We start from the raw sequence: 15,167 nt of genomic DNA, 5'->3' as shown, positions 1-15,167 counted from the left end.
ATCAGGACCGACATGGACCGCGTACACAACCTGCTCGAGCAGATCCAGCGCCGCATCGAAGACCTCAACAAGGCCGAGCGCAAGGTCGCCGAGGTGATCCTGCGCAATCCGCAGCAGGCGACCCGCTTCAGCATCGCCACCCTGGCGCAGACCGCGCAGGTCAGCGAACCGACAGTGAATCGCTTCTGTCGCTCGTTCGGCGTCAGCGGCTACCCGGAACTGAAGATGCAGCTGGCGCAGAGCCTGGCCAGCGGCGCCGCCTACGTCAGTCAGGCGGTGGAGCCCGACGACGGCCCGGCGGAATACACGCGCAAGATCTTCGGCTCGGCCATCGCCTCGCTGGACAGCGCCTGCCAGAGCCTCGATCCGCAGCTGGTCAGCCGAGCCGTCGACCTGATGATCCAGGCCCGGCAGATCCACTTCTTCGGCCTCGGCGCCTCAGCCTCGGTGGCACTGGATGCGCAGCACAAGTTCTTCCGCTTCAACCTGGCAGTAACCGCGCATTCGGACGTGCTGATGCAGCGCATGCTGGCCTCGGTGGCGCATACCGGCGAGCTGTTCGTGATCATTTCCTACACCGGGCGCACCCGCGAATTGGTAGAGGTGGCACGTATCGCGCGGCAGAACGGCGCCTCGGTACTCGGCCTGACTGCCGCCGGCTCGCCACTGGCGCAGGCCAGCACGCTGAGCCTGAACATTCCGCTGCCCGAGGACACCGACATCTACATGCCGATGACCTCACGCATCATCCAGCTCACCGTACTCGACGTGCTCGCCACCGGCATGACCCTGCGCCGCGGAGTGGATTTCCAGCCGCATCTGCGCAAGGTGAAGGAAAGCCTCAATGCCAGCCGCTACCCGGCGGATGAAGAGCCGGGCTAAAGCAACCAAGTCCGCACAAGACACGGGATGTTGCTATAACAACATCCCGCCATCACCACGCCCAATACCGCCACGTCAGCACGCCAGCGCCTGCTCCAGCGCCACCCCGGCGCCCTCCAGCCCCGGATAGTCAGCGGTGACCAGCCACACCGGCACATCGCCGAGATAGCCGCTCATGGAACCCTTGCTGGCGAAGCCGCGGGCGAAACCACTGGCCGCGAAGAAATCGGCGAAACGCGGCACCACACCACCGACGATATACACCCCACCGCGCGCGCCGAGCGTGAGCACGTTGTTGCCGGCGACCCGCCCGAGCCACACGCAGAACTGCTCCAGGGTCGCCACCGCGACATGATCACCAGCGAGCGCAGCCGCCGTGACCTCAGCCGGCGACGCCAGTCGCGGCATCAAACCGGCCAGGGCACAGACCGCACGATAGAGCAGCAACAGGCCACCGCCACTGAGCACGTCTTCCGCGCGCACATGGCCAAGCTGGGCGAACAGCATCTGCCACAGCGCCGCCTCGTGCGCATCCGCCACGGGCAGATCGACGTGTCCGCCCTCCCCCGGCAGCGCGCGCCAGCTGCCACCACCCAAGGGCAGCAACGCGGCGACGCCAAGCCCGGTGCCCGGCCCGATAACCAGCGCCGGCGCATCGGGCTCGGCCTCGCCAGCACAGATCATGCGCCGCCCCGTCTCGCTTACCCGCGTCATGCCCAGCGCCATCGCGGCGAAGTCATTGATCAGCAGCAGCTCGTCCAGCTGCAGGGCACCGCAGAAGTCGCGCCGCGTCAGCCGCCAGTGATTGTTGGTGAACGTGAACTGCTCGCCCTTGACCGGTCCGGCACAGGCCAGGCACATGGCGCGAATGCTGCCCGGCGCCAGGCCGAGCGTTGACAGGTAATGTTCGACTGCCTGCTCCGGGGTTTCGAAGTCCGCCGCAGCCAGCACTTGCACCGCCTCCAACTGCGAGCCGCGCCACAGCGCGAAACGCGCATTGGTGCCGCCTATATCTCCGACCAGCGCCAGCCTCATCGCAGCGTCTCCAGCCCCGCAGTGAACACGCTGGCGCCCTGCTCGGCGGAGCTGAACGCCGAGCGCATAAAGCCGAACAGCTCGCGCCCGCAGCCCTGCACACCCACAGGCGGCGCAGCAGCCGGCGATCGATCGGCCAGCTCGACGGCATCGACCAGCACCTCAAGCACCCCGCTCTGCCCATCCACGCGCAGCAGATCGCCGTCGCGCACGCGCGCCAGCGGGCCGCCATCGATTGCCTCCGGGCACACATGAATCGCCGCCGGCACCTTGCCCGACGCACCGGACATGCGCCCGTCGGTGACCAGCGCGACCTTGAAACCGCGGTCCTGCAATAGACCGAGATAGGGCGTCAGCTTGTGCAGCTCGGGCATGCCGTTGGCGCGCGGCCCCTGGAAGCGCACCACTGCAACGACGTCGCGCTCCAGCTCGCCCGCCTTGAACGCCTCGACCAGCTCCAGCTGATCGGCAAAGACCCGCGCCGGCGCTTCCACGACCCGATGCTCGGGCGCCACGGCGGACACCTTCATCACACCACGACCGAGATTGCCGCTCATCACCCGCAGCCCGCCTTCGGCCGAAAACGGCCGCGCGACCGGCCGCAGGATGCTTTCGTCCAGGCTCGCCGCAGCGCCTTCACGCCAAGTCAGCCGACCGTCTTCGAGGAAGGGCTCCTGGGTGTAGCGATTGAGGCCGCGCCCCATCACGGTATGCACATCCTCGTGCAGCAGGCCGGCCGCGAGCAGCTCGCGCACCAGCAGCGCGACGCCGCCCGCGGCATGGAAGTGATTGATGTCGGCTGAACCATTGGGATAGACCCGCGCCAGCGTCGGCACCACTGCGGAAAGGTCGGCCATGTCCTGCCAGGTCAGCTGGATGCCCGCCGCCTGGGCGATGGCCGGCATGTGCAGGGTGTGATTGGTCGAGCCGCCGGTGGCATGCAGCGCGACGATGGCGTTGATCAATACGCGCTCGTCGACGAGCTCACCGAGCGGCGTGAAGCTGCCGCCCTGTGGCGTCAGTCGAGTGACCTGCCGCGCGGCCTCGGCGGTCAGCGCATCGCGCAATGGCGTGCCCGGGTTGACGAAGGAAGAGCCCGGCAAGTGCAGGCCCATGACCTCCATCAGCATCTGGTTGGTGTTGGCGGTGCCGTAGAAGGTACAGGTGCCAGGGCTGTGATAGGCCTGCATTTCCGCCGCCAGCAGCTCATCGCGACCTGCCTTGCCTTCGGCATAGCGCTGGCGCACCGCGGCCTTGTCCTTGTTGGCCAGGCCGGACGGCATCGGCCCGGCCGGCACGAACACAGCGGGCAGATGCCCGAAGCGCAGCGCACCGATCAGCAGTCCGGGAACGATCTTGTCGCAGATGCCGAGCAGCAGCGCCCCATCGAACAGGTTGTGCGACAGCGCCACCGCGGTGCTCATGGCGATCACCTCGCGACTGGCAATGGCCAGCTCCATGCCCGGCTCGCCCTGGGTGACACCGTCACACATCGCCGGCACACCGCCGGCCACCTGCCCCACCGAGCCGATATCGCGCAGCGCCTGGCGCAGGAGCTCAGGGTAGTCCTCATAGGGCTGATGCGCCGAGAGCATGTCGTTGTAGGCCGTGACGATGGCGATGTTGGCCGCATCCGGCAGCCGCAGGCGCTGCTTGTCCTGCGCGCCGCAACCGGCAACGCCATGGGCGAAGTTCGCGCATTGCGCGCCGTTGCGAGCAGGCCCGGCACTGGCAGCGCCGCGAACCATGGCGAGATAGGCTTCGCGCGTAGGCCGGCTACGCTCGATCAGGCGCTGGGTGACTTCGACCACTACGGGATGCATGAAAACCTCCTGATTTGTAGTTTTTATAAAAAATCAGGCGGCATCATAACGACGAGCGGGACGATTTCGAAGAAATATGTTTGTTAAAACAACAAAATCACCACCCTCAACGACGTAGCAGTTCTAGCTGACGACGTAGCTGGGCGGCTTGCGCCTTTTCCGCCCGCAGCCCGGAAGTCAACTCAGCCTTGTCCTGCTCCAGGCGCACGATCACCTGACCAAGGCCATCCAGCAGTTCGCGCAGCACTTCCAGTTCTCGGCATTGGCTCTGCCGGCCCATCCATAGCAGCCAGAGCAGTACCAGTAGCACCATCACGCCGCACAGCGAGGTGCCGATCAGCAGCCAGGCGAGGCTCATTGCACTCATCGTTTCGCTCCTTTGCTTGCGGCGCAATGCCGCTTCCAGAGGCTCAACGATATGTAGCTTATGACGACAGGTCGATAATGTTTACTTGCACAGGTAAACATTTGCAGCAGGTCATTGCCGCCATCTGCTAGTGAAGGACGGCTATAGACCACGCAGGCCGCCCGGCGATGTGCCAGCATGACGCAGCGACACTGCGACCACCTATCGTGATTCCTTACAGGTCGACAGAGGATTACTCGCCGACGTCCACCGGTCGCCGCACATCGTCGTCATGGCCAGGGTCGCGATGTTCCAGCTGCAGGAACAATGCGGCAGCGAGCATCGCCATACCGCCGACGCAGAGAAACGTCAGCTGAAATGCCCGCAGCACCTCGCTGCCCTGCGCGTCGTCCACGGTGAAGCCTCCCAGCAGCGCACCGGCGGTGGCGACGCCAAGGCTCATTGATAGCTGCACCACCACCGACAGCAGGCTGTTGCCGCTACTGGCGTCGGCATGACTAAGACCGACCAGGGTGACGGTGTTCATCGCGGTGAACTGCATCGAGTTGACCATGCCGATCAGACCCAGATGCACCAGCAGTAGCCAGGTCGGCGTTTGCGTATCGATCGTCGCCAGGCTGGCGATAAGGCCGCCAAGCAACAGGGTGTTGCCGATCAGCAGGCGGCGATAACCGAGACGGTCGATAATCGGCTTGGCCATCGATTTCACTGCCATCGCACCCAAGGCCAGCGGAATCATGCTCATCCCGGCCTGTGCCGGCGAATAGCCAAGCGCCACCTGCAGCAGCAATGGCAACAGGAACGGCAGCGCGCCACCACCCAGCCGGGCAAACAGGTTGCCGAAGATGCCCACCGCAAAGCTGCGCGTATGGAACAGCTTGGGGCTGAACAGCGGCGCATCGATGCGCCCGGCGCGCAGCCAGTAGGCCGCCATGCACGCTGCGCCGCCGAACAGCAGCAGCATCACGCGGGCATGCGACATGTGCATCTGGCCGAGCCCCTCCAGCGCGATGGTGACCAGCACCATCGCTGCGCCGAACAGCAGGAAGCCGAGGGTATCGAAGCGCACCCGCTCGGGCCCTTTGAGATCGGGCATGAAGCGCAGCGCGGCGATGCAGCCAATCACGCCCACCGGCAGATTGATCAGGAATATCCAGTGCCAGGAGGCGTACTCCACCAACCAGCCACCCAGGGTTGGCCCGAGCAACGGGCCGACCAGTCCTGGCAGCGCGATAAAGGCCATGATCCGCACGAAGTCGCTGCGCGGAAATGCCCGCAGCACCACCAGCCGCCCCACCGGCAGCATCAGCGCTCCGCCCAGCGCCTGCAGCACGCGGGAAGCCACCAGCTGGTTGAAGCTGGTAGACAACGCGCACAACAGCGAGCCCACGGAAAACAGCACGATGGCGGTCACGAAGATCCGCCGGCTACCGAAGCGGTCAGCAATCCAGCCGGATGCCGGAATCAGCAACGCCACCGTGAGCATGTAGGCGATCACAACGCCCTGCATACGCAGCGGGTTTTCCGCCAGATCGCGCGCCATGGCGGGCAGCGCGGTATTGAGAATGGTGCCGTCCAGCGTCTGCATGAAGAAGGCGATGGCCACCAGCCACGGCAAAATCCGCGCGGTACGGGCGTCGAGTGAGACGGGCGGTTGCATGAAGTCCCCGGATACGAAAGGTGCACCATCTTAGAGGATTCGTTCGGCGCCGGTTCGGGTCGCTGCACCCTGCACACCCACACCAAGTGCCACTGTGACGACCTGTCGCAGTTAGCCTGCAGCGCCCGCAAACAGCCGTCTGCAGCGGCATACAGCTTTGCATTCAGGCACTGGTAACAAAATATTTCTTGGGAAATTGACGCGAATCATTATCATTCGGAAGCGCAAGTGCAATCTTCGCTCCGTCCTTTTCTGTTTCCGGAGAATTCCCAATGCGCATCCCCGCCACACTGGCCATCACCACCCTGCTGCTCACCCCGCTCGCCCAGGCGAAGGAATACCCCATCGGCGAACCGCAGCAGTGCGGCGGCATGGAGGTCGGCGCGGTGTATCTGCAGCCGGTCGAAATGGACCCACCGGGCATGATGCGTGCCGCGGCCGAGTCCGACGTACATCTCGAAGCCGATATCAGCGCCACCGAAGACAACCGCAACGGCTGGCAGGAAGGCAGCTTCGTGCCATACCTGAGCATCCACTACACGCTGCGCAAGAAGGGTTCCGACGAAGTCGTCGAAGGCGATTTCCATCCGATGGTGGCAAACGACGGCCCGCACTACGGTGACAACGTCAAGCTGCTCGGCCCAGGCAAGTACCAGTTGACCTACAAGATCCTGCCGCCAGGCTCGGGGCACGCCATGTTCGGTCGCCACACCGACAAGGAAACCGGCGTCGCCCCCTGGTTCGAAGGCTGCGAGCTGACGTACGAATTCACCTACGCCGGCATCGGCAAGAAAGGGGGCTACTGATGCGTCGCGCCGGGCAATCGCTGCTCGGCGTGCTGCCGCTACTGGTCGGGCTCGCGAGCCCGGCGCAGGCCGCGCTGCCGACGTACGAGCTGACCATACGTGACGGCCACTTCGAGCCAGCGACCATCGAAGTCCCTGCCCGCCAGCGCTTCAAGATCATCGTGCACAACGCCGGCAGCGGGCCGACCGAGTTCGAGAGCACCCCGCTACGCGTCGAGAAGGTGCTGTCCCCCGGGGTGACCTCCTTCGTCGTGATCCACCCGCTGAAGCCGGGCCGCTATCCATTCTTCGACGAATTCCATATGGATCTTCCCGAAGGCGAGATCGTCGCCAAGTAGTTGCTTTTCTGAGGAGAGTCCCATGGGCCAATCCATGTTCATCGTCTGGCGCGAAAGCGTCGAGGCCCTGCTGGTCATCGGCATCCTGCATGCCTGGCTGCGCCAGCAACCAGGCGCGGCCAATGCGCTGCGCATGCTCTGGGCCGGTGTCGCTGCCGGCCTCGGTCTGGCCGCTGCGCTGGGCTGGGGCGTACTGCAGGCCGGCGACTGGCTGGCGGGCAGCGGTGGCGAATGGTTCCAGTGCGCGATGCTGCTGGTAGCCAGCCTGCTGATTCTGCACATGGTCGGCTGGATGCATCAGCATGGCCGCACGCTGAAGAGCAGCCTGCAGAACAGCGCCGCGGAAAAGCTCAGCCAGGGCAGCGGCATCGGCCTGTTGCTGCTGGCCATGCTCGCCGTCGGTCGCGAAGGCAGCGAGACGGTGGTGTTCCTCTACGGCATCGGTAACCAGCAGGCGGGTATGGACCTCACCCGCTTCGTCATCGGCGGTGTACTCGGTTTCGTCCTCGCCCTACTCAGCTATGCAGCCCTGCAGGCCGGCAGCCGCTACTTCAGCTGGCGGCGTTTTTTCCAGGTCAGCGAAGTGATGTTGCTGCTGCTCGGCGGCGCATTGCTGATGGCCGCGCTGGATCGCTTCAGCGGCCAGCTGATGGGTATGGACGTACCGGAAGTGCTGTACACGGTGTTCGGCGATCCGCTCTGGGATACCTCGGCCCTGCTGGATGATGGCGGCGCGCTCGGCGGCACCCTGGCCGGCCTCACCGGCTATCGCGCCATGCCTTCGCTGGCCGCCGCGGTAGTTCTGGGCCTTTACTGGCTCGCCGCGTGGGCATGGCTCAAACCGCGGGCACAGGTGCAGCTCGCTGCGAGGCCAGCATGATCACCCAGGCGCCGTGGCTGGCGCGACTCGGTGACCTGCTGCGCCAGCATGCGAAAGCCATTCGCACGCTGCAATGGCTGGTGGTGGGGTTCTACCTGACGCTGCTGGTGATCCCCGCCTTTCTTGATCTGCCGCCGGCCCAAGCCGGCATGCTCGACAACCTGACGGTACTGGCGCAGTTCATCTTCTGGGGCCTGTGGTGGCCCTTCGTGCTGCTGTCGATGATCTTCTTCGGCCGCCTGTGGTGCGGCGTGCTCTGCCCCGAAGGCTCGCTCAGCGAGTGGATCAGCTGGCGCGGGCTGAACAAACGCACCCCGCGCTGGGTACGCTGGAGCGGCTGGCCGACCATCGCCTTTATCCTCACCACTGTCTACGGCCAGCTGATCAGCGTCTATGACTATGCCCAGGCGGCACTGCTGATCCTCGGCGGCTCCACCGTCGCGGCGATGCTGGTGGGCTTTCTCTACGGCCGCGGCAAGCGGGTCTGGTGCCGCCATCTGTGCCCCGTCAGCGGCGTGTTCGCCCTGCTCGCCCGCTTGGCGCCGGTGCACTACAAGGTCGACGAACAGCGCTGGCTGGAAAATCGCGAACCGCACCTGCCGACACCCAACTGCGCCCCGCTGATTGACATCCGTCGCATGCAGGGCAATGCCGATTGCCATGCCTGTGGCCGCTGCAGCAGCCAGCGCGGTGCAGTGCAGCTGAGCGCCCGTTCGCCCAATTCTGAAATCCTCATCGTCGGCGGTCAGCAGCAAAGCGATCACTGGGACAGCACCCTGTTGCTGTTCGGCGTGATCGGTCTGGCCATGGGCGCCTTCCAGTGGACGGTCAGTCCCTGGTTCATCACCCTCAAGCAGGCCGCGGCGGAATGGCTGGTAGATCGCGACATCTTCTGGCCGCTGGAAGCCAACGCGCCCTGGTGGCTGCTGACCCATTATCCGCAGGCCAACGATGCCTTCACCTGGCTCGATGGCGCCGTGATCCTCACCTACATCTTCGGTGCCTCGTTGCTCGTTGGCGGCGCGCTGTGGCTGCTGCTGCGTGCGGCCGTGCGGGTGATGCGCCGTGGCGACAATGTGTTCCAGCACCTCGCATTGGCACTGGTGCCGCTGGGTGGCGCCGGGCTGTTTCTCGGCCTGTCCGCCACCACGGTCAAGCTGCTGCGCTACGAGGGCTTCCTGCTGGCCTGGGCGCAACCGGCTCGCGCCGCGCTGCTGATCGGCGCCGTGGCGTGGAGTCTGTACCTGGCCTGGAACGTGATCAGCCGTCACGGCGGCAACGGCCTGCGCCGGCTAGTGGCGTTCGCCTGCGTCAACGCCGGTTGCGCGCTGGTGGGCTATGGCTGGTGGCTACAGTTCTGGGGCTGGAGCTGAGGTCGATGAGGCATTGAGTGGGCCGCCCGCTGCGGCCCACATACACCTAACCTCGCAAAACGAACGAAGGGAACAGCTGGTCCAGCCGTTCCCACAGGCGCTGCTGATCGTAGGGTGCGCGGCTCTCGGCGAGGCTGTCGTCGAGCATGCGCGCGGTGCGCACGCACTGCACGGCGAAGCGTTCGACACCCAGCCGGCGCAGGCGCTGAGCCATGTCCCACAGCATGTTGGCGTCGAACAGTTGCCAGTGCACGGTGGTCCGGCACTCATGCTCGACGCCGCTTTCCAGCAGGTGTTCGAGACTCTTCCAGTTGGCCTTGCCGCTGCCATCCACGCCGGTGATCGCGCTGCTGTGCTCGGGTAGCGCCTTGATGTCGAAACCGACCCAATCCACCAGCGGCAGGATGTTGGCGAACAGCTTCGGCTTGATGCCGGCGCTGTGCAGGCCGACCTTGTAGCCCAGCGCCCGCACCTGGGCGATGGCCTCGGGCAGCGCGGTCTGCAGGGTCGGCTCGCCACCGCTGAACACCACCGCCTCGAGCAGGCCGACGCGCTGTTCGAGAAAGGCGAGAATCTCCGGCCAGGGCTTTTCCTCACTGCCGCAGGCGGGGATCAGCTGCGGGTTGTGGCAGTAGCGGCAGCGCCAGCCGCAACCCTGGCAGAACAGCACGCAGGCCAGATGGTCTGGGAAATCCAGCGTGGTCAGGGGGACCAGCCCCCCGACGCGAAGTGCTGCGGTCACCGCGCCGCTGCTTCAGTGAAATGCAGGCGCTCGCGATGCTCGGACTGCTTGCCCGGATTGAATGCGGTAACCGGGCGGTGATAGCCCATCACGCGGGTCCAGACTTCGCAACGTTGGCGCTGGTCCTGGGGCAGTTGGCTGGCTGGGTTCATGGTGACGCTCCTTTTGCTTAGGGTTGATTATGCGGCGCCGCACCTCTTGGAGCGGCGTGACACGGGATCGCAGCTCAGACCGCCACGGCCGCTTCGGCTTGCTGCTTGTGCAGCAGCGCCTCATCGCACTTCGGGCAGAACTCGTGCTCGCCAGCGAGATAACCGTGCACCGGGCAGATCGAGAAGGTGGGCGTTACCGTCAGGTACGGCAGGCGGTAGCGCGACAACGCATTGCGTACCAGCTTCTTGCAGGCCTCGGCCGAGGAAATCTGCTCGGCCATGTACAGGTGCAGCACAGTGCCGCCGGTGTACTTGCACTGCAGCTCGTCCTGCAGCTCCAGGGCCTCGAAGGGGTCGTCGGTGAAGCCGACCGGCAGTTGCGAGGAGTTGGTGTAGTACGGCGCCTCGGCCGAACCCGCCTGGAGGATGTCGGGGAAGCGCTTGCGGTCTTCCTTGGCGAAACGATAGGTGGTGCCTTCGGCCGGCGTCGCCTCAAGGTTGTAGAGGTGCCCGGTGTCTTCCTGGAACTGCACCAGCCGCGCCCGCACGTGGTCGAGCACCTCGATCGCCAGCGCGCGACCGGCAGCGGTCTGCAGCCCCTCGGTGTCGTCGGTGAAATTGCGCACCATCTCGTGCAGACCGTTCACCCCGATGGTGGAGAAGTGATTGCGCAGTGTGCCCAGATAACGCTTGGTGTAGGGGTAGAGCCCGGCATCCATATGGTGCTGGATGACCTTGCGCTTGACCTCCAGACTCTGCCGCGCCATGTCCAGCAGCGCATCCAGCTGCTCGAGCAGCGCCGCCTTGTCACCGCGCAAGAGATAGCCCAGGCGTGCACAGTTCACCGTCACCACGCCCAGCGAACCGGTCTGCTCGGCAGAGCCGAACAGCCCACCACCGCGCTTGAGCAGCTCGCGCACGTCCAACTGCAGGCGGCAGCACATCGAACGCACCTGGTTCGGCTGCATGTCCGAATTGAGGAAGTTCTGGAAGTACGGCAGCCCGTAGCGCGCGGTCATCTCGAACAGGCGCTCGGCGTTCTCGCTGTCCCAGGGAAAATCGTGGGTGATGTTGTAGGTCGGGATCGGGAAGGTGAAAACCCGGCCGAGGCCGTCACCGGCCTGCATCACTTCTATATAGGCACGGTTGATCAGCTCCATCTCGGCCTGCAGCTCACCGTAGGCGAAGGGCATCTCCTCGCCGCCGATGTAGGGGATCTGTTCGCGCAGGTCTTCCGGGCAGACCCAGTCGAAGGTCAGGTTGGTGAACGGGGTCTGCGTGCCCCAGCGCGACGGCACGTTGAGGTTGTAGATGAACTCCTGAATGGCCTGGCGGATTTCGGCGAAGCCAAGGTTGTCCTTGCGCACGAACGGTGCGAGGTAGGTATCGAAGCTGCTGAACGCCTGCGCGCCGGCCCACTCGTTCTGCAGCGTGCCGAGAAAATTGACCATCTGCCCCAGCGCGCTGGACAGATGCTTGGGCGGGCCGGCCTCAACCCGCCCCGGAATCCCGTTGAAGCCCTCATTGAGCAGGGTCCGCAGTGACCAGCCAGCGCAATAGCCGGCGAGCATGTCCAGGTCATGGATATGCAGATCGCCTTCGCGATGCGCCGTGCCGATCTCCGGGCTGTAGACCTCGTCCAGCCAGTAGTTGGCGGTGACCTTGCCAGACACATTGAGGATCAGCCCGCCGAGTGAGTAGCCCTGGTTGGCGTTGGCGCGCACCCGCCAGTCTTCGCGGGAGAGGTATTCGTTCATCGAGGCGGCGACGTCGACCACCACCTTGCGATCTCGGCGCAGACGCGCATGGCGTTCGCGGTAGACGATGTAGGCCCGGGCGGTATCGAAGTAGCCGGCTGCCATCAGGGCACGCTCGACGCCGTCCTGCACCTGCTCTACCTCCACCGCCGTGCGATGGGCCAGTTGCTGACGAACGGCCTCGGCCAATGCCTGCGCCATTGCCACCTCGAACTCGCCGGTCGCCGCGCCTGCCGCCGCGATGGCGCGCTCGATCTTGTCCACTTCGAACGCCGCCAGTCGGCCATCGCGCTTGCGCAGTGAAACCGGTTTCGCCACCTCTGCCTGCCTGGGCATCAACGCCTCCATAACCATATGTAGTGAATTTATTCACCGAAAACACAATATGGCGTGACTTTAGAGGTGGAACCTCATTACCGAATTGATCATCGTCAAGCACGGGCAAGTGATCGCCGGACGGCGCCGACGGCTCATGGCCGACACTCTTGTCCGTGATCAAGGAAGCGGCGGACACCGGGCTCCTAGGATGCAGGCTGATAAACCCGGTTCAGTCCGGGGGAGGACACATGCTCACTGAAAAAACCCTGGTCGCGGAATTGCGCCGCCACCATCTGTTCAGCCGACTGCCCGAGGCGGCGTTACAGGAGGTGTGCACCTCTGCCAACCTGAAGCGCCTGCCTGCGGGGGCCTCGCTGTTTCATCAGGGCGATAAGGCCGACCGCTTCTATTTCCTCTTCAGCGGCCAGATCAAGCTGCACCGCGTAGTCTGCGACGGGCAAGAGAAGCTGGTGGAAGTGATGCGTGCCGGTGAATCGTTCGCCGAAGCGCTGTTGTTCAAGGGCACGCCGAGCTATCCGGTCAGCGCCACCGCGCTAAAGGCCAGCCTGGTGGCGAGCCTGAACGGGCCGCATTACCGGCGCATTCTCGAGCAGCACCCGGATATCTGCCTGGACATCCTCGCCACCCTGAGCATTCGGCTGCACCAGCGTATGACCGAGATCGACACCCTCACCCTGGCCAACGCCAGCCATCGAGTGGTGCGCTTTCTCGCGCAATCGCAGCAGGACGACAGCGGCGTGGTGGTGCTCGATGTGCCGAAACGCTTGATCGCGTCGAAACTGGGCATTCAGCCGGAAACCTTCTCGCGCATCCTGCATCGGCTGATCGACGCCGGGACCATATCGGTCCAGCGGCGACGCATCGAGATTCTCGACAACCGCAAGCTCGCCGCCTATGACGAGTGACCTGCGGCAGAACGCCCCAGTGATCTTGATTGCTGTCAAAGCCAGTCGACGGCGCGCCTTGGAAAATGACCCGCGTCACGCCACCGTCAGGAAAACGCGATGATCACCACAACGCCTGCGCCCCTGGTCTATTCATGCTCCGGTTGCTCGAATGTCGCGCAGCTGGCCAACACCCTGGCGGTGCGCCTCGATCGCGCCGGGCTGGCGGAAATGTCCTGCATCGCCGGCGTCGGCGGGCGCGTTGCAGCGCTGGTGAAGAAAGCCAACTCCGGCCGCCCCATTCTCGCCATCGACGGCTGCCCGATGCATTGCGCCCGAGCCTGCCTCGCGCAGCACGGCGTGACACCCGACGTGCACATCACCCTCAGCAGCTACGGCTTGCGCAAGCGTTATCGGGAAGACTGCAGCGAGGAGGAGATCAGCGCGCTGTTCGATGACATGAAAGACATTATCGCTAGTGACCGGATGCAGCTGCGCACGGCCTGAAACCCACGGACTGAGCGTGTCGCTGGAATCGCAGAACAGTTCGTTCCAGCGGGTAGCGCGCCCTGCCGTCCCCCGCACTGTTGCGCCGCGCCGGGGTCGGTGCCAATACCTCGGCCCGCCTCCGGACGCTATCCAAAGCAGGCTCGCTGCTACAGCGAATCGTCGGGGCGGTCCGCCAGCCTGAGCCTTGCGGGCGCAGGCAGTTTGCGACGGCTGCGGGCGGAACAATCGGTCAGGCTCTGGCCGCCTGTGCCCGGCCGGCCGCCGCTACCTCCTCACCGGCACCCTGCAGCAGTTTCCACAGCCAGCTCGGCAGCGTGTCGGGGTCGAGACTGTCGATCAGATTCTTGATCGCCAGGCCCAGCTCGGTATCACCCTCGATAACCAGCCGGCGGCGGAAGAACAGCGTGTCCGGGTCTTCCTGACGGCTGGCCAACAGCAGGAATTCGCGCCAGTTGCCGCGAATGGTCACCTCCACCGGTGCCTGCGCCGCAATGCGCAGCTGCTCGCGCTCGCAGGTCAGGCACCAGGCAAGGCCGAGGTCGGCGACTTCGAGCTTCATCCAGTGGCCGTCAAGCACATCGAAGGCGCCGTCGCTCAGTGCTTCGGCGAATACCTGATTGAGGCTGCGCTCCAGCGCCAGGCGCTGGAGCAGGAATGGCGTCTTGGCCGCAAGCGGCAACAGCCGCCCGCCGAGATTCACCAGATGGGCACGTGGATTCAGCATAATCCGGCCTCCTCGGCGCGTAGCATGCCCGGCTGGCCATGCCAATACCCATTGCAACCGTCCACCGCCAGCGGCGGCAGCGCGCCCTTGCGCACCGCATCGAAGGCAGCGATCACCTCGTCCATACCGGCAGCACGCGGGCTCAGGCGCAGCAGATCGGCACCGCTGTCGACCAGGCCCGCGTAGTCGGCGAGCAGGTTGCTGACCGCTGCGGACATGGTCTGGATACCGTTGATGGTGAACAGCGCCTCACCCTCCTGGCTCAGCAGCGGAATGCCCTCGGGATAGTTCTGGCAGCAGAACTGGCAGTCGTCCTTCGGCCGGTTCTCGGCACGGGCGGTGAAGCAGCGCGCCGAATAGGCGAGCGGCAGATGACCGTAGGCGAATATCTCGATTTCCGGCAGCGCCACGCCCAGCTCCTGCAGTTGCGCGCGGGCACTCTTGATCAGCTTGCCGGAGGCTTCCACCGGCGGCACCCAGCGGGTCATGCCGCTGGCCACCAGCTCGGCCAGGGCGTGGCCGTTGTAGAGATTCAGCGCCGGGCCGCCAACGAAGGGCAGCTTGCGCTCGGACATCAGCTGCACCGCGCCCATGTCGTTGGCTTCCACCAGCAGCTCGCCGTTGTCGCACAGGCGACGCAGGCTTGATAGCTCGGAAGCGGCTTCGACCAGGGTCAGGCCGGACAAGACCAGTTGCGCCGAGGAGGCCTCAGCCAGATCACGGGCCAGACCAAGCCAGTCATCGAGCATCAGCGCGCGGCGCTTGGAGCAAACGGTTTCGCCGAGGTAGATAACATCCAGCGGCTGGCTGGCCATGTTGGCGTAGAAGTCCAGCGTCTGCTGGCGATCCCAGTAGAACAGCACCGGGCCCAGAGAAAGTTTCATGGGTGACTCCT

Annotated in this window: 16 protein-coding genes; 7 read left to right on the top strand and 9 right to left on the bottom strand. The window is 65.0% G+C overall.

Annotated features, from left to right (window positions below; all coding sequences use genetic code 11):
* The first annotated feature begins 12 nt into the window (after nucleotides 1-12).
* A complete protein-coding gene (locus CW305_RS04700) occupies nucleotides 13-882 on the top strand; it encodes a MurR/RpiR family transcriptional regulator (protein WP_101274836.1) in 870 nt (289 codons plus the stop codon).
* Between the two features lie 75 nt (nucleotides 883-957).
* Here the strand turns inward: CW305_RS04700 and CW305_RS04695 are convergent, their stop codons facing one another.
* The 4 genes from CW305_RS04695 to mdtD form a co-directional block, all read right to left on the bottom strand.
* Nucleotides 958-1,917 (bottom strand): glucokinase, encoded by a 960-nt coding sequence (locus CW305_RS04695; protein ID WP_104097228.1) that lies wholly within the window; start codon nucleotides 1,915-1,917, stop codon nucleotides 958-960.
* Nucleotides 1,914-3,740, bottom strand: a complete 1,827-nt coding sequence (gene edd / locus CW305_RS04690; RefSeq protein ID WP_104097227.1) for a phosphogluconate dehydratase — start codon at nucleotides 3,738-3,740, stop codon at nucleotides 1,914-1,916. Before edd ends, CW305_RS04695 begins: the two co-directional genes overlap by 4 nt.
* Before the next feature lie 106 nt (nucleotides 3,741-3,846).
* Entirely contained in the window at nucleotides 3,847-4,107 is a 261-nt protein-coding gene (locus tag CW305_RS04685) for a hypothetical protein (RefSeq protein ID WP_003299674.1), read from the bottom strand.
* A gap of 232 nt (nucleotides 4,108-4,339) precedes the next feature.
* Nucleotides 4,340-5,767, bottom strand: coding sequence for a multidrug transporter subunit MdtD (gene mdtD, locus CW305_RS04680; protein WP_104097226.1), 1,428 nt, complete (start codon nucleotides 5,765-5,767; stop codon nucleotides 4,340-4,342).
* A 272-nt stretch (nucleotides 5,768-6,039) separates the two neighbouring features.
* Between mdtD and CW305_RS04675 the strand changes: the two genes are divergently transcribed.
* The 4 genes from CW305_RS04675 to CW305_RS04660 are packed head-to-tail and all read left to right on the top strand — an operon-like array spanning nucleotide 6,040 to nucleotide 9,164.
* The gene (locus tag CW305_RS04675) at nucleotides 6,040-6,573 is read left to right on the top strand and encodes an iron transporter (protein WP_042926189.1); all 534 of its coding nucleotides are present in this window, start codon (nucleotides 6,040-6,042) and stop codon (nucleotides 6,571-6,573) included.
* Complete coding sequence (locus CW305_RS04670; RefSeq protein ID WP_003299677.1) at nucleotides 6,573-6,911, top strand: cupredoxin domain-containing protein; 339 nt, start codon at nucleotides 6,573-6,575, stop codon at nucleotides 6,909-6,911. Before CW305_RS04675 ends, CW305_RS04670 begins: the two co-directional genes overlap by 1 nt.
* Before the next feature lie 22 nt (nucleotides 6,912-6,933).
* Entirely contained in the window at nucleotides 6,934-7,791 is an 858-nt protein-coding gene (locus tag CW305_RS04665; RefSeq protein ID WP_104097225.1) for an FTR1 family iron permease, read from the top strand.
* The gene (locus CW305_RS04660; RefSeq protein WP_104097224.1) at nucleotides 7,788-9,164 is read left to right on the top strand and encodes a 4Fe-4S binding protein; all 1,377 of its coding nucleotides are present in this window, start codon (nucleotides 7,788-7,790) and stop codon (nucleotides 9,162-9,164) included. Before CW305_RS04665 ends, CW305_RS04660 begins: the two co-directional genes overlap by 4 nt.
* A gap of 46 nt (nucleotides 9,165-9,210) precedes the next feature.
* On the opposite strand, the gene CW305_RS04655 is transcribed toward CW305_RS04660, so the two are convergent.
* From CW305_RS04655 to CW305_RS04645, 3 genes are all read right to left on the bottom strand, one after another.
* A complete protein-coding gene (locus CW305_RS04655; protein WP_104097223.1) occupies nucleotides 9,211-9,906 on the bottom strand; it encodes an anaerobic ribonucleoside-triphosphate reductase activating protein in 696 nt (231 codons plus the stop codon).
* Nucleotides 9,903-10,058, bottom strand: a complete 156-nt coding sequence (nrdD, locus tag CW305_RS04650) for an anaerobic ribonucleoside-triphosphate reductase (protein WP_003279708.1) — start codon at nucleotides 10,056-10,058, stop codon at nucleotides 9,903-9,905. Before nrdD ends, CW305_RS04655 begins: the two co-directional genes overlap by 4 nt.
* 74 nt (nucleotides 10,059-10,132) lie before the next feature.
* A complete protein-coding gene (locus CW305_RS04645; RefSeq protein WP_104097222.1) occupies nucleotides 10,133-12,151 on the bottom strand; it encodes a ribonucleoside triphosphate reductase in 2,019 nt (672 codons plus the stop codon).
* A 230-nt stretch (nucleotides 12,152-12,381) separates the two neighbouring features.
* Here CW305_RS04645 and CW305_RS04640 point away from each other — a divergent pair, with 230 nt between their 5' ends.
* Both CW305_RS04640 and CW305_RS04635 read left to right on the top strand, forming a co-directional pair.
* The gene (locus CW305_RS04640) at nucleotides 12,382-13,059 is read left to right on the top strand and encodes a Crp/Fnr family transcriptional regulator (protein WP_003299686.1); all 678 of its coding nucleotides are present in this window, start codon (nucleotides 12,382-12,384) and stop codon (nucleotides 13,057-13,059) included.
* 99 nt (nucleotides 13,060-13,158) lie between these two features.
* Complete coding sequence (locus CW305_RS04635) at nucleotides 13,159-13,545, top strand: putative zinc-binding protein (RefSeq protein WP_003299688.1); 387 nt, start codon at nucleotides 13,159-13,161, stop codon at nucleotides 13,543-13,545.
* A 232-nt stretch (nucleotides 13,546-13,777) separates the two neighbouring features.
* Here the strand turns inward: CW305_RS04635 and ubiT are convergent, their stop codons facing one another.
* Both ubiT and CW305_RS04625 read right to left on the bottom strand, forming a co-directional pair.
* Complete coding sequence (gene ubiT, locus CW305_RS04630) at nucleotides 13,778-14,272, bottom strand: ubiquinone anaerobic biosynthesis accessory factor UbiT (RefSeq protein ID WP_003279700.1); 495 nt, start codon at nucleotides 14,270-14,272, stop codon at nucleotides 13,778-13,780.
* Nucleotides 14,266-15,156 (bottom strand): U32 family peptidase, encoded by an 891-nt coding sequence (locus tag CW305_RS04625; protein WP_003299692.1) that lies wholly within the window; start codon nucleotides 15,154-15,156, stop codon nucleotides 14,266-14,268. Before CW305_RS04625 ends, ubiT begins: the two co-directional genes overlap by 7 nt.
* Nucleotides 15,157-15,167: the final 11 nt, after the last annotated feature.

The organism is Stutzerimonas kunmingensis (genome assembly GCF_002929225.1).
Classification (GTDB): domain Bacteria; phylum Pseudomonadota; class Gammaproteobacteria; order Pseudomonadales; family Pseudomonadaceae; genus Stutzerimonas.
This window is presented reverse-complemented; position numbering and strand designations above follow the sequence as displayed.

Coding starts and splice junctions, on each gene's coding strand:
- CW305_RS04700 (WP_101274836.1), top strand. CDS start 13: ATGGACCGCGTACACAACCTGCTCGAGCAGATCCAGCGCCGCATCGAA.
- CW305_RS04695 (WP_104097228.1), bottom strand. CDS start 1,917: ATGAGGCTGGCGCTGGTCGGAGATATAGGCGGCACCAATGCGCGTTTC.
- edd (WP_104097227.1), bottom strand. CDS start 3,740: ATGCATCCCGTAGTGGTCGAAGTCACCCAGCGCCTGATCGAGCGTAGC.
- CW305_RS04685 (WP_003299674.1), bottom strand. CDS start 4,107: ATGAGTGCAATGAGCCTCGCCTGGCTGCTGATCGGCACCTCGCTGTGC.
- mdtD (WP_104097226.1), bottom strand. CDS start 5,767: ATGCAACCGCCCGTCTCACTCGACGCCCGTACCGCGCGGATTTTGCCG.
- CW305_RS04675 (WP_042926189.1), top strand. CDS start 6,040: ATGCGCATCCCCGCCACACTGGCCATCACCACCCTGCTGCTCACCCCG.
- CW305_RS04670 (WP_003299677.1), top strand. CDS start 6,573: ATGCGTCGCGCCGGGCAATCGCTGCTCGGCGTGCTGCCGCTACTGGTC.
- CW305_RS04665 (WP_104097225.1), top strand. CDS start 6,934: ATGGGCCAATCCATGTTCATCGTCTGGCGCGAAAGCGTCGAGGCCCTG.
- CW305_RS04660 (WP_104097224.1), top strand. CDS start 7,788: ATGATCACCCAGGCGCCGTGGCTGGCGCGACTCGGTGACCTGCTGCGC.
- nrdD (WP_003279708.1), bottom strand. CDS start 10,058: ATGAACCCAGCCAGCCAACTGCCCCAGGACCAGCGCCAACGTTGCGAA.
- CW305_RS04645 (WP_104097222.1), bottom strand. CDS start 12,151: ATGCCCAGGCAGGCAGAGGTGGCGAAACCGGTTTCACTGCGCAAGCGC.
- CW305_RS04640 (WP_003299686.1), top strand. CDS start 12,382: ATGCTCACTGAAAAAACCCTGGTCGCGGAATTGCGCCGCCACCATCTG.
- CW305_RS04635 (WP_003299688.1), top strand. CDS start 13,159: ATGATCACCACAACGCCTGCGCCCCTGGTCTATTCATGCTCCGGTTGC.
- ubiT (WP_003279700.1), bottom strand. CDS start 14,272: ATGCTGAATCCACGTGCCCATCTGGTGAATCTCGGCGGGCGGCTGTTG.
- CW305_RS04625 (WP_003299692.1), bottom strand. CDS start 15,156: ATGAAACTTTCTCTGGGCCCGGTGCTGTTCTACTGGGATCGCCAGCAG.